Genomic DNA, 25,468 nt, shown 5'->3' with positions numbered 1-25,468 from the left:
GTTACGTAGCGGGGTCTTCGTACCGACCGATCGGATTGTGAAGGTTGTGTGGGTCCAGCGGTTTCGTTTTGGGGGGAGGGGCTGAACAAAAAGTTCGGTTAGCCGTAAACTATTGTTGTGACCACCTTGGCAGAACCCCGCGGCAAGTTTCAGCGCGCTAGAGCGGCTTCGGTTCTGCTCGGCCCAGCCTTCGTCGCCGCTATCGCGTACGTGGATCCGGGCAATGTCGCCTCGAATATCAGCGCCGGGGCGCAGTTCGGATATCTACTGGTCTGGGTCATCGTCATGGCGAATGTCATGGCGGGGCTCGTGCAGTTCCTGTCGGCCAAGCTGGGGCTGGTGACGGGTATGTCGCTACCCGAGGCGGTGCGGGACAAGGCGAGCCGGCCGATGCGGCTGGCGTACTGGGGGCAGGCCGAAACCGTCGCCATGGCAACGGATCTCGCCGAAGTGGTGGGCGGGGCCATCGCGCTGAACCTGCTGTTCGGGCTGCCTTTGCTGCTGGGCGGTGTGATCACCGGCGTGGTGTCGCTGTTCCTGCTGATGATCCAGAACCATCGCGGGCAGAAGCCGTTCGAACGGGTCATCGTCGGACTGCTCGGCATCATCGCCATCGGCTTCCTGGCCTCCGTGTTCATCTCGCCGCCCTCGGTGTCCGGCACCATCGGCGGGCTGGTGCCGCGCTTCGACGGCACCGAGAGCGTGCTGCTGGCCGCCGCCATGATCGGCGCGACCGTCATGCCGCACGCCGTCTACCTGCACTCCGGGCTGGCCCGCGACCGGCACGGCAGCCCGGAACCCGGACCGGCGCGCGCCCGGCTGCTGAAGATCACCCGCTACGACGTCGGGCTGGCCATGCTGCTGGCCGGCACGGTGAACCTGGCCATGCTGCTGATGGCGGCGAACACGCTGCGCGGGCGCGAGGATGTGGATTCGCTGGAATCCGCGCACGCCGCGGTGACCGATGTGCTCGGCCCGGCGGCCGGACTGCTGCTCGCGGTCGGCCTGCTCGCCTCCGGCCTGGCCTCCACCTCGGTCGGCGCGTACGCGGGGGCCATGATCATGCAGGGCCTGCTGCACCGGCACATTCCGCTGCTGTTCCGGCGGCTCATCACGCTGATCCCGGCGCTGGTGGTGCTCGCCGCGGGCATCGATCCCACGCGGGCGCTGATCATTTCGCAGGTGGTGCTGTCCTTCGGCATCCCGTTCGCGCTGATTCCGCTGGTGCGGTTCACCAGTGACCGCGTGCTCATGGGCAATGACGTGAACCACCGCGTCACCACCGGGCTGGCGTGGCTGGTCGCGGCCATCATCAGCGTGCTCAATGTCGCGCTGATCTACCTGACGGTGACCGGGAAGTGATTGCGCCGCACAGACTCTGAGAGAACCGGCGCAGGGGGCCGGTGCTCTCCGCGTACGACGAACGGGTCCGCGCCTTCAGGTGCGGGCCCGTTCCGTTTTCCGGCTATGCGGTGAAGACGGGCTTGCGTTTTTGGAGCATGGCCGCGGCGCCCTCGGCGAAATCGGGGTGGCGCAGGAGTTCCGCCTGGCCGTCGGCTTCGGCCGCGAGGACGCCGTCGAGGGCGGTGAGGGTGGCGAGGTTGAGGGCGCGCTTGGTGAGTTCGAGCGCGCGGCGCGGGCCATCGGCGATCTTGGCCGCGGCCGCTTCGACTTTCGCGTCGAGTTCCTCGGGCGTGTACACGCCGGTGATCAGGCCGTGCTCGACCGCCTTGGCCACGGGCAGGCGATCGCCCAGCAACGCCATTTCGGCGGCCAGCGGACGACCCGCCGCCGCGGCCACCAGGGCCGCCGCGCCGCCATCGGGCATCAGGCCGATATTGATGAAAGCCAGCAGCAGGTACGCCTCTTCGGACGCATAGGTGAGATCCGCGGCGAGCGCGAACGCCACGCCCACCCCGGCCGCCGCGCCGCGCACCCGGGCGATCACCGGAATGGGCGCCTCCACCACCGCTTTGATCATGCGATTGGCGCACGCCATGGTCATCTCCGGCGTGATGCCGCGCTCGGCCTCACCCGGACTCGCCGCCAGGTCCGCGCCGGTGCAGAAGTCCCCGCCCGCGCCGGTCAGCACGATGACCCGCACGTCCGGGTTCGCGGCCGCCGCGAGCACGGTATCGCCGAGCCCCCACATGGTGTCGTAATCGATGGCATTCTTACGCCGGGGGTTGGTGATGGTGATCCGGAGCACCCGGCCGTCCTGAATCGCGGTGTAGCCCGGCGTGGTCGCGGTATTGCTCATGGCTGCTCCCGGTGAATGCGCGGCGACAATGCCACGAATGTGTTCAACTGTGCGAATTGTGGTTAACTTAGGGGGATTCGTCCGGCACTGTCAACAGCCGGTGCCGCTCGGAGAAGGAGAAACCGCATGGTCGTCGATCGCAGCGAGGCCGCACTCGCTTCGGTGCGATCCAACAGCCCGGCGGGGCGATCGGACAGCGAACCCGGCCCGCGCCGGCGGCCCAAGAACCGCAAGGCGCAAATCGTCAGGGTAGCCGCTCGAGCCTTCGCCGAGCGGGGATATCACCCGGTCGGCGTGGACGAGATCGCCGCCGAGGTCGGCATTTCCGGGCCCGCGCTGTACCGGCACTTCCGCAATAAGTACGCGCTGCTGGTGGCCGCCGCCGAAGGGGGCGCACAGCAGCTGCTGGACGCCGCCCGCAGCGCCGACGATCCGAACCTGGAACCGGAACCGCGACTCACCACGCTGATCCGCGGCATCGCCGAGTACACGGTGGACGTGCGCCGCGAGGGCGGGCTGTACCGGTGGGAGCGGCGATACCTGGAACGCGAGGACCGGGCCCGCATCCGGGTGATCTACGCCGAACTGCACGAGACCGTCGCCGCGGCCATCGCCGCGCTGTACCCGGACGCGGATCCGGCCGATGTCATGTTGCGCGCGGCCGCGGTGCTCAGCGCCATCGGCTCCATCACCGCGCACCGGACCGCGCTGTCCACCACCCGGCTGCTGAATCTGATCGACGAGATCTGCTGGGATCTGCTGCGCACCGAGCTGCCGCCCGCCCCGCCGCCGGCCACCGGCGAACCCGATCTGCGTGGGCTGCCGGTCATTTCGAAACGCGAACAGCTGCTCACCGAGGCGATCCGGATCTTCGGGCGGCAGGGCTACCACGAGGCCAGCATCGAGGAGATCGGCGCGGCGGCGGGCATCAACGCCTCCAGCGTGTACCGGTACTTCAGCAGCAAGGCCGATCTGCTGGCGGCGGCGTTCCATCGCACGGGGGAGCGGGTGGCCATCGCCAATGCCGAGGCGCTCGCGGAATCCACCAGCCGGTCCGACGCGGCCGTGCACATTGCCGCCCGGTTCGCGCGCATGACCTTCGCCATGCCCGAGATCCTGCCGGTGTACTTCTCCGAATTCTCGAATCTGCCCGCCTCCGAACAGCATCGGCTGCGCTCCATCCAGCGGCAGAACGTCCTGGAATGGGCGAACCTGCTGGACGGCGACCAGGTGGAGGCGCGGTTCCGGGTGCACGCCGCCATCGCACAGGTCATCGATGTCGGCCGCCGCATCCGCTTCGACGGCCGCCGGGAGAACCTGGCCCGGGTGGCGGCGCTGATGAACGCGGTGCTGCTCGGCGCGCACGCCGAGCGCGCGGGGGACTAACTCATCGCCAGACTCGGTGCCGCATCCGGAACAGCGCCCGCGCCATCCGGAGCCGGCGGGGGTTGTTGTCGAAACTGCTGAACACCGGATCGCGATAGCGCCCGTCCGAAATGGCCTGGGCGCGAGCGAATTCCCGCAGCATGCGCGGATCGCGGATGCGGCCGGGCCCGGACACGCCGTACACGGGCGTGGCATTGACGGTCACCAGTTCGGTGCGCAACTGCTGGGCGAACTCGGGCACGCTGCGTACATCGCGGGTGAAAACCGCTACCGGAGCGGGCTTCTCGCCGGTTCGTTCGACGGCATTGACGCGCTCGGCGGCCTCGTCCATATCCGCCACCCGGCTCACGATCAGCACCGGGCCGGTCGGTTCGCCGGTCACCGCGGTGCTCACATCGGGCACATCGGTCAGCACGATCGGCTCGATATACGGCTCGCGAATCGATTCCAGGCTGCCGACCACGGCCCGCCCGCCCCGGCTCAGCGCATCGCGGACCTGGCGGCGGACCACGTCGATGCTGGTGTCCAGGGTCATCGGACCGTAGGTGGCGCGCCGGTCCGCGCCCGGGCGCAGGCGGCGGGCCTGCTCGGCGACCAGCGCCAGGAACGGTTCGTAGACCGAATCGGCGACATAGACGCGATGCACCCCGGCCGGCTGCTGCCCGGCATGGGCCATCGCACCGTAGACGGCCGCCGCGGCGGCGGTGTCGAGCCGCGCGTCCACCTGCACCACCATGGCCCCGCGCACGCTCTGTTCCAGGGTCACCGGGGTGCCGGCCTGCGCGCACAGCGCCGTCACCTCGCGGGCCCCGGCGGCCGAGCCGCTGTAGGAGATCCGGTCCACCCGGGTCTTGCAGAGCGCCGCCGCGGTCGAGCTGTCGCCGGTGACCACCTGCAGCACAGGCTGATTCGGCGACAGCCGGGTCCAGGCGTCGGCCAGCCAGACGCCGACGCCGGGAGTCAGCTCGCTCGGTTTGAACACCACCGCGTTCCCGGCGGCCATGGCGCCGGCGATCGAATTCATCGGGGTGAGAACGGGATTGTGCCAGGGGCCGAGCACGCCGACCACGCCCAGCGGCAGATATCCGATGGCCCCCTGCGGATTCCGGGCGAACCGCGGCGTGCGCGGCGACCGCTGCAGGACGCGCTCGGCGCGCCGGGCCGCCCAATCCAGCTGCTCCACAGCCAGAGTCACCTCGATGGCGGCGTCCATACGCGGTTTGCCGGTCTCGCTGCTGATCAGCTCCACCAGTTCCCGGGTGCCGCGCGCGATGCTGCGCTTCCAGTCCAGCAGCCAGCGTTTGCGGGCATCGAAACCGATTGTGGCCCACCATTGTTGGGCGGTGCGCGCGGAGCGCACGGTGCGGGTCAGTTCGCCCGCTCCCATCACCGCGTAATCGCCGACGGTTTCGCCGGTGCGCGGGTCGTAGGACGTCAAAACCTTGGGCCGGTGCGCGCCGGTGTGCGCCGCCGTTCGTCGCTGTGCTGACTCGGCCATGGGTCACCTCTCCAGGGCCAATCCGAATGTCTCCCCGTCCCGCCAGAGTAGGGTCCGGGTCACAGATGCGACAAGGTAGCGAAAATCTGGCATACCGCCCGGTCTGGCCCTGGATCTGCGGCTATTCACCTACCTATCGGTTTGTGACGAAGCACACATCTGAAATGCGGCCTATTCAGAGAAGGGGCGCCCCGGAACTGCCACGCCGGTAACATCACCGACGGTGGAGTGGATCATCCCGGCGGGGATGTGGGGATCCACCGACCGGGGCGTTGAGATCGCCCGCACAGCCGATAGTGGAGAGTTGATGCCGACCTTGGAACAACCGGATACGCAACCAGCGGAAACGCTGACTTCGAAGGGCGATCCGGCGGTGTACGTCGAAGACATCCGCAAGTCGTTCGGAGACGTGCACGCCCTGCAAGGGGTCAGCTTCACCGCCGCCCGCGGCCAGGTGCTCGGCATCCTCGGCCCCAATGGCGCGGGCAAGACCACCACGGTCAAGATCCTCTCCACGCTGCTGCGCGCCGACTCCGGCATCGCCCGCGTCGCCGGGCACGATGTCCGCACCGACGCCCCCGCCGTGCGCCGCTCCATCATGATGACCGGGCAGTACGCGGCCCTCGACGAAAACCTCTCGGGCCGCGAGAACCTGGAACTGTTCGGCCGCCTGATGGGCCTGCCCCGCAAGGCCGCCCGCCAGCGCGCCGACACCCTGCTCGAGGAATTCGACCTCACCAGCGCGGGCCGCCGCCCGGTGCGCGGCTACTCCGGCGGCATGCGCCGCCGCGTCGACATCGCCTGCGGTCTGGTGGTGCGCCCCGAGGTGGTGTTCCTCGACGAACCCACCACCGGCCTCGATCCGCGCAGCCGCCAGGGCGTGTGGGACCTGGTCAACGCGCTCAAGACCCAGGGCATCACCGTCCTGCTGACCACGCAGTACCTCGAAGAGGCCGACGTGCTCAGCGACAACATCATCGTCATCGACAAGGGCACCGTCATCGCCGAAGGCACCGCGGACGCCCTCAAGGAGAAGACCGGCGGCAGCTACTGCGAGGTGGTGCCGCTCGATCCCAGCCAGGTGCGCACGGCCGCCGACGCGCTCGGCGATCTCGTCCCCGCCGCGGTGCGCGCCGAGATCGGCACCGGTGACCGGCTCTCCATCCCGGCTCCCGACGGCGCGGTCACCCTGTCCGAGGCGCTGCGCCGGCTCGACAGCGCCGGGGTCAAGCTCGCCGACATCGGGCTGCGGCGGCCCTCGCTCGACGACGTATTCCTTTCCCTCACCGGGCATTCCGGCAGCAAGGAAGGCGAAGCGTGAGCGCCCCCGCCGTCGCCGGCGGCACCGATCTCTTCGCCGGCCTGCCCGCCGCCAAGCCGTCGAGCTTCGCGCAGTGGCGGGCCCTGACCGGGCGCATCGTCTGGGTGATGGCGACCAAGGGCGAGCTCATCGTCGCGGTCATCACCCCGCTGGTGTTCACGCTCGGGTTCTATCTGCCGCTGAAGTACGTCATGGCGTTCAAGGGCGTGAACTACGCGCAGTTCGTCATGCCCATCATCGTGCTGCAGACCATGTCCTTCACCATGATGTCGAACGCGCAGCTGTCGGCGTTCGAAGCGATGACCGGGCTCAACACCCGCATGCAGACCATGCCCATCGGGAAGCTGGTGCCGTTGCTGTCCCGGCTCAGCGCCGGCCTGGTGCGCTCGGTCGTCTCGCTCATCGCCGCCCTCGGCTGGGGGCACCTGATCGGATTCCGCTTTCACGCCGGCTGGGGACAGGCCATCCTGTTCTGCGGGTTCGCGCTGGTCGTCGGTACCGCGCTGTCCATCGGCGCGGATGCTCTGGGGTCGATCACCAAGAGCCCGGAATCGCTGAGCCAGGCGCTCACCCTGCCGACGCTCATCTTCGGCATGCTCTCCTGCGGGTTCGTGCCGGAATCCGGCTTCCCCGCGTGGATCCGGCCGTTCGTGCGTAATCAGCCCATCTCCCAGTTGTCCTATGCCATGCGCGATATGGCGGCGGACGGGGTGACGTGGGCGGTGTTCTGGGTGCCGCTGTTGTGGATCGTCGGCTTCGTCGTCGTGTTCACCCCGGTGGCCGTGTGGGCGAGTGTGAGGCGGTCATGACGGTTATCGACGCGGAGCCGAAGGAGACGGCCGCGAACGCGTGGGCGGGGCACGAGCCGCTGCCCGAGGTCGAGCAGCGGTCCGAACGCGCGCTCACGGTGTGGATCGAGCAGACCGGAATCCAGTGCAAGCGTTTGCTGCTCGGCTGGGCCCGCGATCCCGCGACCACCATCCAGTCGCTGGTCTACCCGGCCCTCACCCTGCTCATGTTCCGGATCGTGCTCGGCGACTCCATTACTTCGGTCACCGGTGTGCCCAGCGTCTACGGCACCGTGCCGATGATCATGCTGGTCGCCGCCATGTCCGGTTCGGTGATCAGCGCGCTCGGTTTCAAGACCGAGAAGGCGACCGGACTGCTCGGCCGCTTCCACACCATGCCGATCCATCGTGCCGCCGGGCTCACCGGGCGGCTGCTGGCCGAGGGCATCCGGGTGCTGATCACCTCGCTGTGCGTGGTGGCCGTCGGGCTCGTGCTGGGCTTCCGGTTCTGGTACGGGCCTTGGGCTTCCATCGCCATGTTCGGGATTCCGGTGCTGTTCGGCATGGCGTTCGCGGTGATGATCACGGCGCTGGCCACCTTCTCCGAGGGCATCCTGCTGGTGTCGATGGTCGGGCTGGTCACCAACCTGCTGATGTTCTTCAACTCCGGATTCGTGCCGGTGTACGCGTACCCGACGTGGCTGCAGAAGACCGTCGAGAACCAGCCCATGAGTACGGCCATCGACGCCATGCGCGGGCTGGCCTACGACGGGCCGATTCTGACGCCGCTGGTCAAGACGCTGGCGTGGACGCTCGGCATCATCGTGGTGTTCGCGTACCCGGCGGTGCGCGGGTACCGGCGGGCGGCCGAGACCGGGGCCTGAGCCCCGGCTCGACCGGGTGGGTCTACTTGGCGTCCTGGATCTTTCGCACGGCGTCGACGAAGAACCGTTCGGCCCGCTCGCGGTCGACCGGGCCGGACATCGACGCCACCCGCACCGCGACCGTGGTGTCGCGCAGGGTGGCCCAGCCCATGTACGCGGTGCTGGTGATGGGCTCGGTCACCCCGGGCGCGGTCGAGGAACTGTCCGACAGGTAGACCAGGGTGTCGACGCCCTTCAGGTCGCCGGGGGCGGGCAGATCGGCCAGCTCGATCTTGGTGTCGATCTTGTCGCCGTCGATGACATTGCTGCCCGTCAGCTGCTTGCACTTGTCGTTGTTCGCGGCGAGCTGCTTCAGATCCGCGGTGCGGCTCGCCACGAACTCGACGTAGACGGTCGCGTCCGCGGACGCGGCGGCCACCGACGAATCCTTCAGCGCCTGTTCGGTCAGCTTGGCCGCGTCGATCTGGGTGCCGCGGCAGGACTCGGGAGTGATGACCGCATCCGATTGCAGGCTCGCCACATCCGAGGCGGCGTCGCGCAGTTTGTCGGCCGGGATGTCCAGATGTTTCGTGCCCGCCGGGAATTCGCCGGCGGCGAGTAGTAGCTGTTCGCGCGGAGTGGCCGGGGTGCCGGTGGAAGCCGGGGAAGCGCCGTCGCCACAGCCTGTGATCAGCAGACAGGCGAGCACCGGCAGGGACGTCGCGAGCAGTCGAGGATTCACTGCGACAGCATGCCATCGGGTTGCCCTTCGGACGCTGTACGGATCGCCCGGTTTGTCGGCGCTGACCGATCCACGCGGCAGATGTGGCGCGCATCACGTTATGGTGGCGGCATGGCTTACCTGGTTACCGGGGCAACCGGGTTCATCGGTCGGTTCCTGCTTCCCGAACTGCTGAAACGCGACGGGGACATCCATGTGCTGGTGCGGCCCGGCGAGGATTCGGTGCTGCGGTTCAACCGGTGCATGCACGCCTGGGACGCGCGCGATCGGATCAAAGCGGTGCGGGGTGATCTGACCGCGCCGGGGCTCGGCATCGATCCGGGATGGGTTGCGGCGCAGCGCGGTTCCATCGACCACGTGTTCCATCTGGCCGGGGGATTCGACTCGGTCGCGCCCGGCGGCGGCACCCGGCGGGTGGTGGATTTCGCGGCCGAGGTGGAAGCCGGGCAATTGCACCATGTTTCGACGGTGCAGGTCGCCGGGTCCTGGGAGGGGCTTTTCACCGAGAACATGTTCGAGGTCGGGCAGGTACTGGCCACGCCCTATCAGCGGGCCATGCTGAAGGCCGAGCAGGCGGTGCGCGAGCAGGCGGCGGTGCCGTGGCGGATCTACCGGCCGGGCATCGTCATCGGGCATTCCCGGACCGGGGAGATCGATCGGATCGAAGGGCCGTACTACTTCTTCCGGCTGCTGCGCATGGCCGCGCAATTGCCGCGCATCCTGCCCGTTGTCGCGCCCCGGCTCGGTGAGACCAATATGGTCCCGGTCGATTTCGTGGCCCGGGCGCTGGATCACATCGCGCATCAGCCGCACGGCGAGGACACCACCTACCACCTGGTCGATCCGCGCCGGCAGAGCGTCGCCGACGTGTTCAACCTCTTCGCCGACGAGGCCGGGGCCCCGCATCTGGTCGAGGTCATGCCCAAACAGGCCCTGGACATGACCCTGCGGGTGCCCGGCATGGGCTGGGCGCTGCGGCAGGTCGGGGTGCCGATGGAGGTCATCGAGCACAGCGAGCTGAGCTGTTCCTTCGATTGCGGTCACGCCGAGGCCGCGCTGGCGGGCACCGATATCAAGGTGCCGCCGCTGGCCGGCTACGCACCGGTCATCTGGAAGTACTGGATCGAGAACTGGGTCTAGGAATGTTCCGGTAGCTCGTCGGCCAGGCGTTCGGCGAGGTCACGGGGATCGCCGAAATCCCAATCCACCCAGCGGTTCCGGTTGGTCCAGCCCACCAGGTCGTAGCGCCAGCGGAACGGCCAGGTGGTGGCCACGGTCATGAACAGCGCGGCCCCGAGCGCGGTGTAGTCGTCGTGCGCCGACAGCAGCGCCCGCTGCTGTCGCGGCGGCCGGGTGAAGAAGGCGTCGAACATGGCGATGGACTGCGGCGTGGTCAGCCGTCCCAGCCCGTACACGCCGCGCATCCGCATCCAATAGACCAGCCGTGCCTGCCAGGGCCACAGCGCCTGGATCGGATCCTCGCCGCGCAGCACGGCATCCACCGCCACATCGGCCAGCGCCAGCGAATCCGCCACGCAGTACCCCGTGATCGGATGCATCATGCCGCCCCGGGAACCGAACGGAATCACCTGCCCCCGACCGGCTTTCGGCGGGACCCAATCGAGCGGATAGTGCGCCGCCTCGGTCGGCTCGTCGCCGCGCAGCCGAATCCCGTGCGCCCGCAGCCGATTCAGCGTCCGCCGCCGCAACTCGTGCTGCGGCATCCCGCCCCGGAGGCCGAGGCTCGTCTCCTCGAAGATCACCGTGCCGTCGCCCAGCGGCACCGAATACAGGAACGACGGCGGCTCGTCCTTCCCCGCCCCGTTCTCGTCCCGCCAATCCAGCAGCAGCCCTTCCCCTTCGGCCACCATCGGAGCGGCCAGGTCCTCGTCCACGAAAATCCCGTGCGCACTGGCCAGCCGCCGTTTCCCCGGCGTGTGCTGCCCCCGCGTATCGATCACCGTCGCCGCCCGCACCTCGGTCCCGTCGGACAACTCCACCCGATGCGGCTGCACGATCCGGGCCCGCCCCGCGATCACCGTCGCATCGTCCAACGGCAAGGCATCGAACAACCCCTGCTTCGACAACACGCAATAAGCCCGCGGAATCCGATGCGCCGCATCCGTCCACACCGTCGGCTGCTCGATCCGGCTCCCGATCGCACTCCCCGGCAACCACCCCGGCAACTCATCCACCCAGCACGAATAGGTAGGCCCCCACAACCGCTCCGGCCGCGGATCCACCCCCACCACCCGCAACCCCGCCCGCATCGCCCGATGCGCCACCGCCCGCCCCGTAGGCCCGAGCCCCACCACACAAACGTCGGCAGCCCCGCCGACCTCCCGGCCACTCATACCCGCATTCAAACAGCCCCACCCGGCCCGAACCAGACCGCATCCCATCCCAACCGGTCCGAGTAATACCCGATTGATATCGTGCAAACTCTGAGCAATCGACTTGGCTGGGGGTTTGATGCGCAACGACGCCGATCCGCTACAGGCGAGCACACAACGCCTGACCGAGGCGCTCACAGCAGCCAGCGCCCGCGTCCGGTCCGCCGACGGACTGCTGACCATCGACGCGCACGCGGACGGCGAACTGCGATTCCACATCGCCGACGCGGCGCTGGCCTTCGGCGGTGACGAACTCGCCCGGCAGTTGACCGACCTCGCGGCACGGTCCTTGGCGGCCGCCCGATCGCAGGCAGCGGCGGCGCTGGCCGAATTCCGGGCCGATCCTCGCATCGAAGCGGCGGTATCGACGACCGTCTCGGCTATCGACCAGCCCCGGCCGGACTCCGCGCCGGCCGACCTCCCCGGCCGGAGCCGGTGAACCGATGGGCAGCCGACTGGCCGAATCCCTGCGCATCGATCAGGACGACGCGTTGTCCCTCGCGAACAGCGCCCGCGGCCACGGGCAGAGCCTGAACACGCTTGCGCCCGGCGGCAATCCCATCGGCTACGCGGCGGCGGCCGTCAGCGCGGGTTTCGCCGGATTCCGCCTCGGCACGGTCTGCACCGCCCGATCCCAGGACACCGGCGACGCCGTGCGATCTCTCGGCCAGGCGCTCGAACGCATCGGCAACAACACCGTCCGCTGCGTGGACGCCTACCACCACACGGACTTCGCCGTCCGCATGAACATCGTGAACGCCACGACCCACCTCCCGAACTCATGACCGCCGGCCCGGTCACCAAATCGCAGGTCTACGCGATCCAGCCGGAGGCACTGTCCGGGCAGATCACCGAGTGGACCACCGTCCGCGACACCACCCAGCTGCACCTGGACCAGGCGGCACGCGACTACGCCGCCTCCACCGACTACTGGATCGGCGCGGCGGGCGACCGTGCCCGCAGCGGAACCGCGGACACCGCCAGCGCCGGGCACAAGGTCGTCGACGCACTGACGAACGCCATCGCCGCGGCCACGTCCGGACAGTCCCGGATCGCCACCTCCAAACGCGTCACCATCGCCGCCATCGAGCTGACCGAGAAGAACAAATTCACGGTCGCAGAAGACGGCACCGTCACCGCCCCCGACGCGAAACTCTCGCTCCCGTCCGATGCCACCGCCGCCGACATCACCAAAGCTCAAGCGGCACTGGACTATACGGCCAAGCATATTTACGAGCCCGCGATCAAACAGGCCCTCGCCGGCCTCGGCCAGATCCTCGAGGACACCGCCACCGCCATCGACACCGCCTTCGAATCCATCGGCGACGCACAGGCATTGCCGCAAACTCTCCCCGTCCAGCTCGGCGAACGCAGCCGCCAGGTCCAGGACATCCTCGACGGAAAAGCCCAGCTTCCGGACGACCCCCGCGCGTTCCACGATTTCTGGACCGGCCTCGGCGAGGACGACAAGGACGCCCTCTGGCTCCACGATCAGTACCTCGGCAACCGCGACGGCATGCCCGCCGTTGATCGCGACCACTACAACCGGCTGAAGCTCGAGGACGAGATGACCAGGGCTGCCGCTGCCCACAACTCGGTCGAGCATTTGAAGGCGCAGCATCCGGACTGGGCGAAGTACACCGGAACCAGTAAGGAAGCCGAATCCTGGCTGGAGACCCGGCCCGGCTACACCGAATGGAAAGCCAAATGGGATGCGGCGCATCGCCCGTCCGCAGCCGAGCAGAGCAAGTCTTATGACGATCTCCGGCAGATCTACGAGATCACGCACGACCCGAAGCATCCGGGCCGGATGCTGTTGCAGCTGGACAGTCTGAGTGGCGACCGCGTGCACACCGTCATCGCGGACGGCAATCCGGATACCGCCAGCCATGTCACCACGTATGTGCCCGGGACGAGCTCTCGGCCCTCGGCCATGGGCCCCGACATGGGCCGGATCGGCACCATGACCGATGAGGCGAGGCTCGCCGGCGCGGCCAAACCGGTGAGCATCGCGTGGTTCGGATATGACGCGCCGCCGGAGATCCCGGACGCACGCCATCGCGACTACGCGGATGCCGCTGCCACCGACCTGGACCGATTCCAGGACGGACTGCGTGTCAGCCACGAAGGCGCGGCGTCACGGAATACCGTGCTGGGGCACAGCTACGGAACCACGCTCGTCGGCGACGCCGCTGCGCACGGACGGACCTTGAACGCCGATGCGGTCGTATTCGTCGCGAGCCCGGGGGTCACCGTGGATCACGTGAGCGAACTCAGCCTGACCGGAGTGCCGGACGGTCAGGAGTACCAGCATGTCTTCTCGACCAAAGCGGCGAACGATCCGGTTCCCCTGTACCCGCTGGTCTCCGGAATCGTGCCGACCACAGACGATTTCGGGCCGGATCCGACAGGCTCCGGGTTCGGCGGGCAGGTCTTCGCCTCTGCGCCCGGATCCGCGAGTCCCGTCGCACCCGTTCTCACCGGGGTGCTGATACCGCAGCCGTTCGGCTTGCTGGCCGCCCCGTTCGTCGATCCGTACAACACGTCGGCACACAGCCAGTACTGGGACGACGGCAATGTGTCCGCGCAGAACATGGGCCGGATCATCGCCGGCTCGAGGTGAAAGGACTTCGGAACCATGCTTCGACTTCGGGTTGCCGTCCTGCTCGTGGTCGCACTCGCTGCCACCGGTTGTGGATCGGGCGGATCGAAAGGAATTCATGTGGACGAGTCACTGACGGCGCTCGGTGCGCAGCGGCGCATCCACGAGCTGATGACAGACACGTTGCGCGGGCTGCCACCGGGGATCGAATTGTCCAAGACTCCGGCCAACCCGAATCTGGCTACCTTCGATCCGTATCCGGTGACGCCGCCTTGCTGGGAGGGCAACGTGCAGACCGAGGGGCCGCACTACGCCCGGGTCACCTACTGGGTGGCGGGGGTTCCGGCCGGCGCCACCAGGGAATATTTCGATCGGATCGCTGCGGTATGGCGCGAAAGGGGTTGGCAGCCAACCGATTCCGATCAGTGGTCGTACACGGTCAAGACTCCGGACGGGTACGGCCTCCGGATAAACGATGCCGGCAAGGGAGACGGGTCGTTGGGCATGCTCGGCATGTCGCCCTGCTTCCCGGAGGCGGCGCTGGAACCGATCGACCCGGATCCGCCGCGGATCACGGCGGGTTGAGGCGCGGCAAGTCCGTTGGGGGCAGCGGACTTGCCGGGGGCGCTACTTGGGGGTGATCCAGGTGGTGATGTCGGCGTGGACCACTTCGAGGCCGGACTTGTCGTAGATGGAGACGGGGACGACGAGGTCCTGGCCTTCGGTGATCTTGTCGAAGTCGGGGAGTTCGGGGAGTTTGGCGACCGCGCGGAGGCCGGAGTTGGCCTTGGCGAGGTATTGGACGTTCATGGCCTTGGGGATCCAGCGGTGGGTGCCGGGGACGGTGGCTTCGGAGAGCATGCCCATGGCGACCTCGGCCAGGTTGCAGGCGGCGATGGCGTGGAAGGTGCCCAGGTGGTTGTGGATGCCGAACCATTTGGGGGCGGTGACCTCGCAGAGGCCGGGTTCGAGGCGGACGACGCTGGGGAGCACGGTGCCGAAGTAGGGGACGCGCGCGACCATGCCGAGCGAGAAAAGGGTGTGGCCGATGCGGTTGTCGGGGAGCTTCTTCCAGCCGCGGTAGGTGGCGGTGTCTTTGGTCATGTCCGGTATCTTACTTCGGAGTAAGTTCTTGGGTAGGTTGCGGTCGCGCCAATCACGGGTGAAATGTGAACTATGACCGATTCACTGACCGATCCGGAATCGCCGGACCGTTGCTAGCTTGAGCCGCCGTGTCGCGGGACGCGGCTGGTCCCGGCGCCATCTCACCGGTCGGTTGGGGATGGGAGTTCTCGAAATCATGCGCATTCGTACCGTGGTCGCGGCGCTGGGCATCGCGCTCGGAGCGACGGTGGCCGGAGCCGGCTCCGCTTCGGCGATTCAGCCGATCATCAATCCGGGCAACGGCGTCTACGCCGGGTTCGCTCTTGATGAGGGCGAGACCGTCGCGCTGAACAACTCGCCGATCCCGGTCGTGCTCGACCGGATCGTGGGCGATCGCGCGATCTTCCGCTTCAGCAGCGAGACGCACCAGCCGTTCACCGACTACGAGATGTACCTTCCGGTCAGTGACGTGATCCGCGACGCCGCCGGGCGCGGCGGCCTGTTCGCGCTCGTCTGGATCGATCCCGCCCAGAACTTCGGCCAGCCGTTCCGGGTCATCGAATTGGTGTAGTCCGAATCTTTCGGGCCCAGGCCGGTGCGGAACTTTCCGCACCGGCCTTCACATTTCGGACATGGTGTGACCAGCGCCATCACCCATGGAAGTGGGGGAGGGGGCGATTTGAGATCGCCCCGGACCTCGAGGCATACTATTCGGGTTGCCCACACCGGGTTGCGTCTTTTCCGTTGGATCAGCGCAGGTGACAGGCAAGCAAGACCGAATTTTGCACCCCGCCTGAAAGCGGTGTGGGTGCGTCCGGGACACTGTTCCGAGGCTCGTATGAGATTTGCTCAGGGCTGAGGAATGTGCGGCGGAGCGACACGCCCGACCGCGTGGACCGGATGAACCATGACAGATGAACAGCGGCGATGGACGGGCCCCAGGGGCCGGTCGTGTGTGTTGTGGCTGATGCGTCTTCGTGTGTTCGGGCTGTGCAAATGAGGGTGGTTCGAGAGTGAAAGCTCTTGGATCACAACGTAAGCGGAGAAAAGGACACTCAGCGTGGCGGGACAGAAGATCCGCATCAGGCTCAAGGCCTACGACCATGAGGCGATCGACGCGTCTGCGCGCAAGATCGTCGAGACGGTGACCCGTACCGGCGCCCGTGTGGTCGGCCCGGTGCCGTTGCCCACCGAGAAGAACATCTACTGCGTCATCCGTTCGCCGCACAAGTACAAGGACTCGCGCGAGCACTTCGAGATGCGCACGCACAAGCGGCTTATCGACATCCTCGACCCGACGCCGAAGACGGTTGACGCTCTCATGCGCATCGACCTGCCGGCCAGCGTCGACGTCAACATTCAGTGACGGGGACTTCGAATATGACTGACAACAAGAGCCGTCCGGCCGCGGGCATCCTGGGCACCAAGCTCGGCATGACCCAGGTCTTCGACGAGAAGAACCGCGTCGTTCCCGTGACCGTCGTCAAGGCGGGCCCGAACGTCGTTACCCAGATCCGCACCGTTGAGCGCGACGGCTACTCCGCCGTCCAGGTCGCCTTCGGCGCCATCGACCCGCGCAAGGTGAACAAGCCGGTCTCCGGCCAGTTCTCCAAGGCCGGTGTCACCCCTCGCCGCCACATCGCCGAGCTCCGCGTCGCTGACGCCTCGGCCTTCGAGGTCGGCCAGGAAATCAACGCCGACGCCTTCGAAGAGGGCAGCTACGTCGACGTGACCGGCACCTCCAAGGGCAAGGGCTTCGCGGGCACCATGAAGCGCCACGGCTTCCGTGGCCAGGGCGCCTCGCACGGTGCGCAGGCCGTGCACCGTCGTCCGGGTTCCATCGGCGGTTGCTCCACCCCGGGTCGCGTGTTCAAGGGCATGCGCATGTCCGGCCGGATGGGTAACGACCGCGTCACCACGCAGAACCTCTCGGTCCACAAGGTGGATGCCGAGAACGGCCTGCTGCTGATCAAGGGCGCGATCCCGGGCCGCACCGGCGGCGTCGTGATCGTCAAGAGTGCAGTGAAGGGTGGTGCCCGGGCATGAGCACCGAGACCAAGACCAACCTGACCCTCACGGTCAAGGCCGCCGGCGGCAAGACCGAGGGCACCGTCGAGCTCCCCGCGGAGATCTTCGACGTGACCGCGAACATCGCGCTGATGCACCAGGTCGTCGTGGCCCAGCAGGCCGCGGCTCGCCAGGGCACGCACGCCACCAAGACCCGCGGCATGGTCCGCGGCGGTGGCAAGAAGCCGTACCGCCAGAAGGGCACCGGCCGTGCGCGCCAGGGTTCGACCCGTGCGCCGCAGTTCGCCGGCGGTGGCACCGTCCACGGCCCGCAGCCGCGCGACTACACCCAGCGCCTGCCCAAGAAGATGAAGGTCGCCGCGCTGCGTGGCGCCCTGTCGGATCGCGCCCGCAACGAGCGCATCCACGTCATCACCGAACTGGTCTCGGGTCAGACCCCGTCGACCAAGGCCGCCAAGAGCTTCCTGGCTGAGCTTTCGACCCGCAAGCAGCTCCTGGTTGTGGTGGGCCGCGAGGACGTCACCACGTGGAAGTCCGTGGCGAACCTGCAGAACGTGCACCCGATCGCTCCCGATCAGCTGAACACCTACGACGTGCTGAAGGCCGACGAGGTCATCTTCAGCGTCGAGGCGCTCAACGCCTTCGTGCACGGCCCTGCCGAAGCTGCACAGGAGGAGAGCAAGTGACCACCATCGCCGACCCCCGCGACATCCTGCTCGCGCCGGTGATCTCCGAGAAGTCCTACGGACTGATCGAAGAAGGCACCTACACCTTCATCGTGCACCCGGACTCGAACAAGACGCAGATCAAGATTGCCGTCGAGAAGGTTTTCGGCGTCAAGGTGACCTCCGTCAACACCGCCAACCGTCAGGGCAAGCGCAAGCGGACCCGCTTCGGTTACGGCACGCGCAAGAGCACCAAGCGCGCGCTCGTGACCATCTCGGCCGACAGCAAGCCCATCGAGATCTTCGGAGGCCCGGTCGCGTAAGCGGCGGGGACTTCAGAAAGTAGAGAAGAACTCATGGCAATCCGTAAATACAAGCCGACTACCCCGGGTCGCCGCGGTGCCTCGGTCTCGGACTTCGCCGAGATCACCCGCTCGACTCCCGAGAAGTCGCTGCTGCGTCCGCTCACCAAGACCGGTGGCCGTAACGCTCAGGGCCGCATCACCACTCGTCACAAGGGTGGCGGCCACAAGCGTGCCTACCGTCTGATCGACTTCCGTCGTTTGGACAAGGACGGCATCCCGGCCAAGGTCGCGCACATCGAGTACGACCCGAACCGCACCGCGAACATCGCGCTGCTGCACTTCGCGGACGGCGAGAAGCGCTACATCATCGCGCCCAAGGGCATCGCCCAGGGCACGAAGATCGAGTCCGGCCCCGGCGCCGACATCAAGCCCGGCAACAACCTGCCGCTGCGCTCGATCCCGACCGGTACCACGGTGCACGCCGTGGAGCTGCGTCCGGGTGGCGGCGCCAAGCTGGCTCGTGCCGCGGGCATGTCCATCCAGCTGCTGGGTAAGGAAGGCGCCTACGCCGTCCTGCGTATGCCCTCCGGTGAAATCCGCCGTGTCGATGTGCGCTGCCGCGCCACCATCGGCGAGGTCGGCAACGCCGAGCAGTCGAACATCAACTGGGGCAAGGCCGGCCGTATGCGGTGGAAGGGCGTTCGCCCGACCGTCCGTGGTGTCGTCATGAACCCGGTCGACCACCCGCACGGTGGTGGTGAAGGCAAGACCTCCGGTGGTCGCCACCCGGTCTCGCCGTGGGGCAAGCCGGAAGGCCGCACCCGTAAGCCCAACCGCCCGAGCGACAAGCTCATCGTCCGCCGCCGCGGCAAGAAGCGTTAAGGAGGAGGTTAGACATGCCACGCAGCCTGAAGAAGGGCCCGTTCGTCGACGAACACCTCCTCAAGAAGGTGGACGTCCAGAACGAGAAGAACACGAAGCAGGTCATCAAGACCTGGTCGCGTCGTTCGACCATCATCCCGGATTTCATCGGCCACACGTTCTCGGTCCACGACGGCCGCAAGCACGTGCCGGTGTTCGTGTCCGAGAACATGGTTGGACACAAGCTCGGTGAGTTCGCGCCGACTCGTACGTTCAAGAGCCACGTCAAGGAAGATCGGAAGAGCAAGCGGCGATGAGCACTGAAACTCAGAACCTGACCGCGCGCGCGACCGCCAAGCACGTTCGCGTGACGCCGATGAAGGCGCGCCGTGTCGTGGACCTGGTCCGCGGCCGCTCCGTCCAGGACGCGTTGAACATCCTGAAGTTCGCGCCGCAGGCCGCGAGCGAGCCGGTTGCGAAGGTCGTCGCCTCGGCGGCCGCCAACGCCGAGAACAACCTCGGCCTCAACCCGGCCACCCTGGTGATCTCGACGGCTTTCGTCGACGAGGGCGCCACCATGAAGCGTTTCCAGCCGCGTGCCCAGGGCCGTGCGTTCCGGATCCGCAAGCGCACCAGCCACATCACCATCGAGGTCGAGAGCGTGCCCACCGCCGGCGCCACTCGTAGCCGCCGGAAGGGAGGGGCAAAGTAAATGGGACAGAAGATCAATCCCCATGGCTTCCGCCTCGGTATCACCACCGACTGGAAGTCGCGTTGGTACGCGGACAAGCAGTACGCGGACTACGTGAAGGAAGACGTCGCGATCCGCAAGCTCCTCGCCACCGGCATGGAGCGGGCCGGCATCTCGAAGGTCGAGATCGAGCGCACCCGTGACCGCGTGCGGGTGGACATCCACACCGCGCGTCCGGGCATCGTGATCGGCCGTCGTGGCGCCGAAGCCGACCGCATCCGCGCCGAGCTGGAGAAGCTCACCAAGAAGCAGGTGCAGCTGAACATCCTCGAGGTCAAGAACCCCGAGTCGGATGCGCAGCTCGTCGCTCAGGGTGTGGCCGAGCAGCTGTCGAACCGTGTGGCGTTCCGTCGCGCGATGCGCAAGGCCATCCAGTCGGCCATGCGTTCGCCGAACGTCAAGGGCATCCGGGTGCAGTGCTCCGGCCGTCTCGGCGGTGCGGAAATGTCGCGCTCGGAGTTCTACCGCGAAGGTCGCGTGCCGCTGCACACCCTGCGTGCGGACATCGACTACGGCCTGTACGAGGCCAAGACCACCTTCGGCCGTATCGGCGTGAAGGTTTGGATCTACAAGGGTGACATCGTCGGTGGCAAGCGTGAGGTCACCGCGACCGCCGCTCCGTCGGGCGATCGTCGCGAGCGTCGTGAGCGGCCGAGCCGCCCGCGTCGTTCCGGTGCCCAGGGCACCACGGCTACCAGCACTGAGGCCGGCCGCGCCGCGACTGCCGTCGCGGACGCTCCGGCGGAAACGACCCAGGAGGGCTGACCTATGTTGATGCCTCGCAAGGTCAAGCACCGTAAGCAGCATCACCCGGGCCGTTCCGGTATGGCCAAGGGCGGCACCTCGGTGGCGTTCGGTGAGTACGGCATCCAGGCTCTGGAGCCGGCTTACGTGACCAACCGTCAGATCGAGTCGGCGCGTATCGCGATGACCCGCCACATCAAGCGTGGCGGCAAGATCTGGATCAACATCTACCCCGATCGCCCGCTCACCAAGAAGCCGGCCGAAACCCGCATGGGTTCTGGTAAGGGTTCGCCGGAGTGGTGGATCGCGAACGTGAAGCCCGGTCGGGTCATGTTCGAGATGTCTTACCCGAACGAGGAGACCGCTCGTGAGGCCCTGCGCCGCGCGATGCACAAGCTCCCGATGAAGTGCCGCATCGTGACCAGGGAGGAGCAGTTCTGATGGCTACCGCTAATCCGGCCGCAGAGCTCCGCGAGCTCGACAACGACGCGCTCGTGGCCAAACTGCGCGAAAGCAAGGAAGAGCTGTTCAACCTGCGCTTCCAGATGGCGACCGGCCAGTTGCAGAACAACCGGCGCCTCCGCGTGGTCCGTCACGAGATCGCGCGCATCTACACGGTCATGCGTGAGCGCGAGCTCGGCCTGGCCTCCGGTCCTGAAGGCAAGGGAGACGCGGCATGAGTGACGCCAAGGGCCCGGCCAAGACGCCGGCCAAGCAGGAGGAGCGGGGCCAGCGCAAGGTGCGCATCGGCTACGTCGTCTCCGACAAGATGACCAAGACCATCGTGGTCGAGCTGGAAGATCGCGTGAAGCACAAGCTTTACGGCAAGATCATCCGCACCACCTCGAAGGTGAAGGCCCACGACGAGAACGAGATCGCCGGCATCGGCGACCGCGTGCAGCTGATGGAGACCCGTCCGCTGTCCGCCACCAAGCGGTGGCGTCTGGTCGAGGTCCTGGAGAAGGCCAAGTAAGCCTCTCCACGACTCGACGGTCGCAAATACATTCGGCCCGCTTCCCTTTCGGGAAGCGGGCCGGTGTTTTTGGAACACAGGACCGGCCCGCTTCCTTGATGGAAGCGGTCCCGTCTGCTCTGGCCCGGGTTCGTCGCAACCTGCGATGAGGTCCGCCCGCTCGCCGTTTGGGCCGTGGGCCTGCGGCTTTACCACTTCCCGCGATGCGATTCGGCCCGTTTGCTGTTCGGGCGGTGTGCTTGCGGGTCTACCCGCTTCGCATTACGCGATCCGGCCCGCTGCCCGTCAGGGCGGCGGGCCGTTCCTGCTTTGTGGGCCTGCTCATGCCATCGGGCGTCTGGGACGCGAAATCCCAGAGTTTTACTGCGACACACCAGGATTCATCACATCCGAAACAGACCGCGTTGACTTTGGTATTAGGCTTCGAGTCGCTATCTTTGATGGGCTATGAGGGATGCTGCGACAATGACATCTGGGGCCTGGCGGACCGACGACCACACCGCGGTCACTTTCCGCGACGCATCGATCTCGTGGGCATTGGCCGCCCATGAGGTGCTCGTCGAAACCGCTTCCGGCTATGGCCATTTCATCACCGTGAACGAGCTTGCGGACCGCATCCAGGAGATGTCCGGCATCCGCACCGACGCCCCCACCCGCACCTGGATGGACGCCATCCTGCGCAAGGTGGCCCGCCGCGCCCACAATGCCGGCGAACCCCCGCTGACCTCGCTCTGCCTCAAGCAGAATCACAAGGTCACCGAAAGCTACAAGTACGTCCTGGAATTGAACGTCCTGCCCGTCCCCGAGGACCTGGAGATCCACGCGGCCTACGCCCGCTGGGCCTGCTACTCGGCCTACGCCACCGACGTTCCCCCCGGCATCCCCCCGCTCATCCCCAAGTCCGGCGGCAATATCCGCATCCAGTCGGCCCCCGCGGCCCCCGCCCCGGCCGAGATCAAGCCGGAACAGGTCCGCAAGGCCATGTGCGCCGAATGCTTCACCGAACTCCCCGCCAACGGCGTCTGCTACTACTGCTGACCGGCAATCCCTCGTAAGTCCAAGGCCCGCTTCCCATCCGGAAGCGGGCCTGTTTTTCGTCCGGGCGACCTCACGCCGGTTTGTGGCAGACGGCTTCCAGCATGATGCCGTCGAAGCCGGTCCAGAAGGTGGCGTAGTAGGGCGGCGGGTATTGGGGGAATTCCTGTGGTGGGTGCAGGATTTCGTCGCCTCGGTGCTGCGCCCAGTCGTGGACGGCGTTTACCGCCGCGTGGGTGGGGACCATGAAGGCCAGGTGCTGGAGTCCTGGCAGGGAGCGGGAGTAGCCGGGGGTTTTCGCGGGGTAGAAGAACACGTAGGTGCCGATTTTGCGGGCGGCGGGCCAGTAGGCGAATTGGGTGGCGTCGGCGAGCAGGGGTTCGTAGTCGAGCAGGGGCATGAGGTCGTCGTAGTAGGCGCGGGCGGCGGTGAGGTCGCTGACGTTGATGCCGAGGTGTCCTAGGGGCATGAGCGGAACCTAGGGGAATCAGGCTGGGACGGTGGCGGATTCGACTACGCGGACCAGGGGGGCGAGTTCGGGGTTCTGGGCGGCGGCGTCCAGGGCTTCGCGGAGGGCGGTGTCGTTGGTGGGGCGGGCGGCTTCGAGGAGGGCGTGGCCGGAATCAGTGACCTTGGTGTAGATGCCGCGGCGGTCGTGGGGGCAGAGGTAGCGCTCGCAGAGGCCGCGGTCTTCGAGGCGGGTCACCAGGCGGGTGGTGGCGGATTGGGAGAGGACGATGGCGTCGGCCACCTGCTTCATGTTGAGCATGCCGCCGTCGCCGTCGTGCTGGCGGGAGAGTACGTCGAGCAGGGAGTATTCGCGGACGCTGAGGTCGTGGCCGGCTTCCAGAGCGCGTTCGATATGCGATTCGATCCGCCCGTGCAGCAGGGCGAGCGCGCTCCAGCCCTGGGCCAGGGCGGTCATGGCGGGATCGGTGGCAGTCATCGGCGTTTCCTCTGGTCAGGGCGGCTGGCACCAGAATACCACTCGCTCGCAATAGCCAGCGCTTGCAATTAACCCGCGCCTGCAACTATTGTGAGTGCACGTAAAGCGCTCTTGCAATCGTTCGCGGAAGGATCGGCTCATGCCGCTCGCACTGATCGCCCTGGCCATCGGGGCCTTCGGAATCGGAACCACCGAGTTCATCGTCATGGGATTGCTGCCCGAGGTCGCCGGGGAATTCGGGGTGACCATCCCGACCGCCGGCTGGCTGGTGACCGGTTACGCGCTGGGCGTCGTGCTCGGCGCGCCGATCATGACCGTGCTGGGCACCAAGGTGCCGCGCAAGCGAATGCTCATGCTGCTCATGGGTTTGTTCATCGCCGGCAATCTGCTGTCGGCCGTCGCGCCCGCCTTCGGCATCATGCTGCTGGGCCGCATCGTCGCCTCGCTGACCCACGGCGCGTTCTTCGGCATCGGGGCCGTGGTCGCCGCCGAACTGGTCGCGCCGGACAAGAAGGCGGGCGCCATCGCCACCATGTTCACCGGCCTGACCCTCGCGAACGTGGTCGGCGTGCCGCTGGGCACCCTGATCGGCCAGCACGCGGGCTGGCGCATCACCTTCGCGATCGTCGCGCTGCTGGGCGTCGCCGGCCTGATCGGTATCGCCAAGCTGGTACCGGACCTGCCCAAGCCGGAAGGGGTGCGGGTGCGCCAGGAAGTCGCCGCCTTCCGCAATGTGCAGGTCCTGCTCGCCCTGGGCATGACCGTGCTCGGCTTCGGCGGGGTGTTCGCCGCCATCACCTACGTCACTCCGATGATGACCTCCGTGGCGGGCTTCGCCGACAGCTCGGTGAGCTGGCTGCTGGTGCTGCTGGGCCTGGGCATGGTGGTCGGAAACCTGGTGGGCGGCAAGTTCGCCGACCGCGCGCTGATGCCCATGCTGTACTCCTCGCTCGGTGCGCTCAGCCTGGTGCTGATGCTGTTCACCGTCACCGCGCACGTCAAGGTGCTGGCCGCGCTCACGCTGTTCCTGGTCGGCGCACTGGGTTTCGCGAGCGTGCCGTCGCTGCAGAAGCGGGTCCTCGACCACGCCCATGCCGCGCCGACGCTGGCCTCGGCCATGAATATCGGCGCCTTCAATCTCGGCAATGCCCTGGCCGCGTGGCTGGGCGGGCTGGTGCTCTCGGCCGGATTCGCCTACACCGCGCCCAACTGGGTGGGCGCCGCCATGGCCGCCGCCGCGCTGGGGTTGGCCGTGCTGTCCGCCGCCCTCGAACGCCGGGACGTGGCGACCGAAACGGAGTTCGCCGGAGCCGCCCCGGCCGTGGAGCGCCTCGCCGCCGCACGCGGCTGACACCCGTCGCCGCACAGCGAATCATGCAGGCCCGCTCGCCCTTTCATGGGCGGGCGGGCCGTTGCCTTCTCCGGCGCGATCCACGCCGCTGCCGCGCGCTATTTGTCGGCCGCCACCGGCTTCACGCTCATACCGCCGCCTCGGCTGCACCAGGTCCGCGCCTGGGCGATGAACACCGATTCGGTGTTGTTCGGCGGGTAGATCCGCAGGCCCGCGACCTGAACCGGCAGGCACTGGTCGACCGGGTACACATCGACGCTGGTGACGGTCTGCAGGGTCGCTGTCGCATGGCCGCCCGGATCGAGCCGCACGGCCGCGGTCTCGCCGCCTTCCCGGGTGGCCGGGTCGCCGACCGGAGCGCCGTCGGCGCCATTGGTGTAGGAGACGCCCGGGTAGCCCTGGATGGAACACGGTTCGGTCCCGGTATTGGTGAACACGACCGGGGTGTATTGATGCCCGGCCGCACCCTGGGCGCCGCCGAGCGTCACCGTCAATTGCTGTGTCCGGCAGGCGGATAGGCCGCCGGGCGTGGTGGTGACCGGTGACGTGGTGACCGGCGCGGTGGTGACGGTGGTCGTCGAGGTGGCCGGTGCGGTGGTCGGCGGTTCGGGCGTGCTCGAGCCGGTGACGGGTGGGGTGGGGAACTCGTTGGTGGTACCGGGCGGCCCGGCGCTGTTGTCGGGTGAGCATCCCGCGGCGAGCGCGCCAGCCGCGAGCAAGCACCAGAGCAGCTTCCCGGTCACCGTCATGTACCAATGGTAGTGCTGCCGCGCGACGGCCGAGAGCGTATGCGAATTGCCATTTTTCAGGACTATTCCGGCATTCCATACCACACGTTCTTGAGGGATATTT

The 25,468-nt window shown here is 67.5% G+C and carries 32 protein-coding genes; 24 read left to right on the top strand and 8 right to left on the bottom strand.

Going from position 1 to position 25,468, the window contains the following annotated elements:
* Positions 1-117: 117 nt before the first annotated feature.
* Positions 118-1,362, top strand: a complete 1,245-nt coding sequence (locus tag NY1_RS14010; protein ID WP_157762221.1) for an Nramp family divalent metal transporter — start codon at positions 118-120, stop codon at positions 1,360-1,362.
* A 103-nt stretch (positions 1,363-1,465) separates the two neighbouring features.
* On the opposite strand, the gene NY1_RS14005 is transcribed toward NY1_RS14010, so the two are convergent.
* Positions 1,466-2,260 carry an enoyl-CoA hydratase-related protein gene (locus NY1_RS14005; RefSeq protein WP_067712211.1) on the bottom strand — a complete coding sequence of 265 codons (795 nt, stop codon included), beginning with the start codon at positions 2,258-2,260 and terminating at the stop codon, positions 1,466-1,468.
* A gap of 126 nt (positions 2,261-2,386) precedes the next feature.
* Between NY1_RS14005 and NY1_RS14000 the strand changes: the two genes are divergently transcribed.
* Positions 2,387-3,646 carry a TetR/AcrR family transcriptional regulator gene (locus NY1_RS14000; RefSeq protein WP_067712208.1) on the top strand — a complete coding sequence of 420 codons (1,260 nt, stop codon included), beginning with the start codon at positions 2,387-2,389 and terminating at the stop codon, positions 3,644-3,646.
* Between the two features lies 1 nt (position 3,647).
* Here the strand turns inward: NY1_RS14000 and NY1_RS13995 are convergent, their stop codons facing one another.
* Positions 3,648-5,144, bottom strand: a complete 1,497-nt coding sequence (locus NY1_RS13995; RefSeq protein ID WP_084534952.1) for an aldehyde dehydrogenase family protein — start codon at positions 5,142-5,144, stop codon at positions 3,648-3,650.
* A gap of 307 nt (positions 5,145-5,451) precedes the next feature.
* Here NY1_RS13995 and NY1_RS13990 point away from each other — a divergent pair, with 307 nt between their 5' ends.
* From NY1_RS13990 to NY1_RS13980, 3 genes are read left to right on the top strand one after another with little or no spacing between them, the layout of a single operon-like run.
* Positions 5,452-6,465 (top strand): daunorubicin/doxorubicin resistance ABC transporter ATP-binding protein DrrA, encoded by a 1,014-nt coding sequence (locus NY1_RS13990; RefSeq protein WP_067712205.1) that lies wholly within the window; start codon positions 5,452-5,454, stop codon positions 6,463-6,465.
* Positions 6,462-7,274 carry an ABC transporter permease gene (locus NY1_RS13985; RefSeq protein ID WP_067712202.1) on the top strand — a complete coding sequence of 271 codons (813 nt, stop codon included), beginning with the start codon at positions 6,462-6,464 and terminating at the stop codon, positions 7,272-7,274. Before NY1_RS13990 ends, NY1_RS13985 begins: the two co-directional genes overlap by 4 nt.
* Positions 7,271-8,137, top strand: a complete 867-nt coding sequence (locus NY1_RS13980; RefSeq protein ID WP_067712198.1) for an ABC transporter permease — start codon at positions 7,271-7,273, stop codon at positions 8,135-8,137. The genes NY1_RS13985 and NY1_RS13980 overlap by 4 nt, the downstream gene beginning before the upstream one ends.
* 22 nt (positions 8,138-8,159) lie before the next feature.
* On the opposite strand, the gene NY1_RS13975 is transcribed toward NY1_RS13980, so the two are convergent.
* Positions 8,160-8,858: a hypothetical protein gene (locus NY1_RS13975; protein WP_067712195.1), complete on the bottom strand. Its 699-nt coding sequence runs from the start codon at positions 8,856-8,858 to the stop codon at positions 8,160-8,162.
* A gap of 111 nt (positions 8,859-8,969) precedes the next feature.
* Here NY1_RS13975 and NY1_RS13970 point away from each other — a divergent pair, with 111 nt between their 5' ends.
* Positions 8,970-9,998, top strand: coding sequence for an SDR family oxidoreductase (locus NY1_RS13970; protein WP_084534951.1), 1,029 nt, complete (start codon positions 8,970-8,972; stop codon positions 9,996-9,998).
* Here NY1_RS13970 and NY1_RS13965 read toward each other — a convergent pair.
* The gene (locus NY1_RS13965; RefSeq protein WP_067712191.1) at positions 9,995-11,212 is read right to left on the bottom strand and encodes a lycopene cyclase family protein; all 1,218 of its coding nucleotides are present in this window, start codon (positions 11,210-11,212) and stop codon (positions 9,995-9,997) included. The two genes, NY1_RS13970 and NY1_RS13965, sit on opposite strands and share 4 nt — an antisense overlap.
* A 103-nt stretch (positions 11,213-11,315) precedes the next feature.
* Between NY1_RS13965 and NY1_RS13960 the strand changes: the two genes are divergently transcribed.
* The 4 genes from NY1_RS13960 (at position 11,316) to NY1_RS13945 (ending at position 14,438) form a co-directional block, all read left to right on the top strand.
* Entirely contained in the window at positions 11,316-11,690 is a 375-nt protein-coding gene (locus NY1_RS13960; RefSeq protein ID WP_157762220.1) for a hypothetical protein, read from the top strand.
* A 4-nt stretch (positions 11,691-11,694) separates the two neighbouring features.
* Positions 11,695-12,036, top strand: a complete 342-nt coding sequence (locus tag NY1_RS13955; RefSeq protein WP_067712186.1) for a hypothetical protein — start codon at positions 11,695-11,697, stop codon at positions 12,034-12,036.
* Complete coding sequence (locus NY1_RS13950) at positions 12,033-13,874, top strand: alpha/beta hydrolase (RefSeq protein ID WP_067712185.1); 1,842 nt, start codon at positions 12,033-12,035, stop codon at positions 13,872-13,874. Before NY1_RS13955 ends, NY1_RS13950 begins: the two co-directional genes overlap by 4 nt.
* Before the next feature lie 99 nt (positions 13,875-13,973).
* Positions 13,974-14,438 (top strand): hypothetical protein, encoded by a 465-nt coding sequence (locus NY1_RS13945; RefSeq protein WP_067712182.1) that lies wholly within the window; start codon positions 13,974-13,976, stop codon positions 14,436-14,438.
* Positions 14,439-14,480: 42 nt separating this feature from the next.
* Here the strand turns inward: NY1_RS13945 and NY1_RS13940 are convergent, their stop codons facing one another.
* The gene (locus NY1_RS13940) at positions 14,481-14,957 is read right to left on the bottom strand and encodes a hotdog fold domain-containing protein (RefSeq protein WP_067712179.1); all 477 of its coding nucleotides are present in this window, start codon (positions 14,955-14,957) and stop codon (positions 14,481-14,483) included.
* Between the two features lie 196 nt (positions 14,958-15,153).
* On the opposite strand from NY1_RS13940, the gene NY1_RS13935 reads away from it, so the two are divergent.
* The 13 genes from NY1_RS13935 (at position 15,154) to NY1_RS13875 (ending at position 22,322) form a co-directional block, all read left to right on the top strand.
* The gene (locus NY1_RS13935; RefSeq protein ID WP_157762219.1) at positions 15,154-15,528 is read left to right on the top strand and encodes a hypothetical protein; all 375 of its coding nucleotides are present in this window, start codon (positions 15,154-15,156) and stop codon (positions 15,526-15,528) included.
* Between the two features lie 489 nt (positions 15,529-16,017).
* Positions 16,018-16,323, top strand: a complete 306-nt coding sequence (gene rpsJ / locus NY1_RS13930; RefSeq protein WP_040804197.1) for a 30S ribosomal protein S10 — start codon at positions 16,018-16,020, stop codon at positions 16,321-16,323.
* Between the two features lie 14 nt (positions 16,324-16,337).
* Positions 16,338-17,003 carry a 50S ribosomal protein L3 gene (gene rplC, locus NY1_RS13925; RefSeq protein ID WP_067712173.1) on the top strand — a complete coding sequence of 222 codons (666 nt, stop codon included), beginning with the start codon at positions 16,338-16,340 and terminating at the stop codon, positions 17,001-17,003.
* Positions 17,000-17,671, top strand: a complete 672-nt coding sequence (gene rplD, locus NY1_RS13920; RefSeq protein ID WP_067712171.1) for a 50S ribosomal protein L4 — start codon at positions 17,000-17,002, stop codon at positions 17,669-17,671. The genes rplC and rplD overlap by 4 nt, the downstream gene beginning before the upstream one ends.
* On the top strand, positions 17,668-17,973 hold the full coding sequence (gene rplW / locus NY1_RS13915; RefSeq protein ID WP_067712168.1) for a 50S ribosomal protein L23: 306 nt from the start codon (positions 17,668-17,670) through the stop codon (positions 17,971-17,973). Before rplD ends, rplW begins: the two co-directional genes overlap by 4 nt.
* Before the next feature lie 33 nt (positions 17,974-18,006).
* Positions 18,007-18,837 carry a 50S ribosomal protein L2 gene (rplB, locus tag NY1_RS13910; RefSeq protein WP_067712165.1) on the top strand — a complete coding sequence of 277 codons (831 nt, stop codon included), beginning with the start codon at positions 18,007-18,009 and terminating at the stop codon, positions 18,835-18,837.
* Between the two features lie 14 nt (positions 18,838-18,851).
* Positions 18,852-19,133, top strand: a complete 282-nt coding sequence (gene rpsS, locus NY1_RS13905) for a 30S ribosomal protein S19 (RefSeq protein ID WP_067712162.1) — start codon at positions 18,852-18,854, stop codon at positions 19,131-19,133.
* Complete coding sequence (rplV, locus tag NY1_RS13900) at positions 19,130-19,528, top strand: 50S ribosomal protein L22 (RefSeq protein ID WP_067712156.1); 399 nt, start codon at positions 19,130-19,132, stop codon at positions 19,526-19,528. The genes rpsS and rplV overlap by 4 nt, the downstream gene beginning before the upstream one ends.
* A complete protein-coding gene (rpsC, locus tag NY1_RS13895) occupies positions 19,529-20,332 on the top strand; it encodes a 30S ribosomal protein S3 (protein ID WP_067712152.1) in 804 nt (267 codons plus the stop codon).
* A 3-nt stretch (positions 20,333-20,335) separates the two neighbouring features.
* Complete coding sequence (gene rplP / locus NY1_RS13890) at positions 20,336-20,752, top strand: 50S ribosomal protein L16 (RefSeq protein WP_067519522.1); 417 nt, start codon at positions 20,336-20,338, stop codon at positions 20,750-20,752.
* A complete protein-coding gene (gene rpmC / locus NY1_RS13885) occupies positions 20,752-20,991 on the top strand; it encodes a 50S ribosomal protein L29 (protein ID WP_040855205.1) in 240 nt (79 codons plus the stop codon). Before rplP ends, rpmC begins: the two co-directional genes overlap by 1 nt.
* Positions 20,988-21,284 carry a 30S ribosomal protein S17 gene (gene rpsQ, locus NY1_RS13880; RefSeq protein ID WP_067712149.1) on the top strand — a complete coding sequence of 99 codons (297 nt, stop codon included), beginning with the start codon at positions 20,988-20,990 and terminating at the stop codon, positions 21,282-21,284. Before rpmC ends, rpsQ begins: the two co-directional genes overlap by 4 nt.
* A gap of 465 nt (positions 21,285-21,749) precedes the next feature.
* Positions 21,750-22,322, top strand: coding sequence for a hypothetical protein (locus tag NY1_RS13875; RefSeq protein ID WP_067712146.1), 573 nt, complete (start codon positions 21,750-21,752; stop codon positions 22,320-22,322).
* Between the two features lie 70 nt (positions 22,323-22,392).
* Here NY1_RS13875 and NY1_RS13870 read toward each other — a convergent pair whose 3' ends face one another.
* Both NY1_RS13870 and NY1_RS13865 read right to left on the bottom strand, forming a co-directional pair.
* Positions 22,393-22,788 carry a VOC family protein gene (locus tag NY1_RS13870; RefSeq protein WP_067712143.1) on the bottom strand — a complete coding sequence of 132 codons (396 nt, stop codon included), beginning with the start codon at positions 22,786-22,788 and terminating at the stop codon, positions 22,393-22,395.
* 18 nt (positions 22,789-22,806) lie between these two features.
* Positions 22,807-23,265, bottom strand: coding sequence for a MarR family winged helix-turn-helix transcriptional regulator (locus tag NY1_RS13865; protein ID WP_067712140.1), 459 nt, complete (start codon positions 23,263-23,265; stop codon positions 22,807-22,809).
* Between the two features lie 139 nt (positions 23,266-23,404).
* On the opposite strand from NY1_RS13865, the gene NY1_RS13860 reads away from it, so the two are divergent.
* Positions 23,405-24,616, top strand: a complete 1,212-nt coding sequence (locus NY1_RS13860; protein ID WP_067712137.1) for an MFS transporter — start codon at positions 23,405-23,407, stop codon at positions 24,614-24,616.
* A 98-nt stretch (positions 24,617-24,714) separates the two neighbouring features.
* Here NY1_RS13860 and NY1_RS41965 read toward each other — a convergent pair whose 3' ends face one another.
* A complete protein-coding gene (locus tag NY1_RS41965; RefSeq protein WP_157762218.1) occupies positions 24,715-25,365 on the bottom strand; it encodes a DUF4232 domain-containing protein in 651 nt (216 codons plus the stop codon).
* Positions 25,366-25,468 lie beyond the last annotated feature (103 nt).

It is taken from the genome of Nocardia yamanashiensis NBRC 100130, from assembly GCF_001613325.1.
GTDB classification, from domain to species: Bacteria; Actinomycetota; Actinomycetes; order Mycobacteriales; family Mycobacteriaceae; genus Nocardia; species Nocardia yamanashiensis.
The sequence above is the reverse complement of the archived record's forward strand: the minus strand, read 5'-3'. Positions and strand labels throughout refer to the sequence as shown.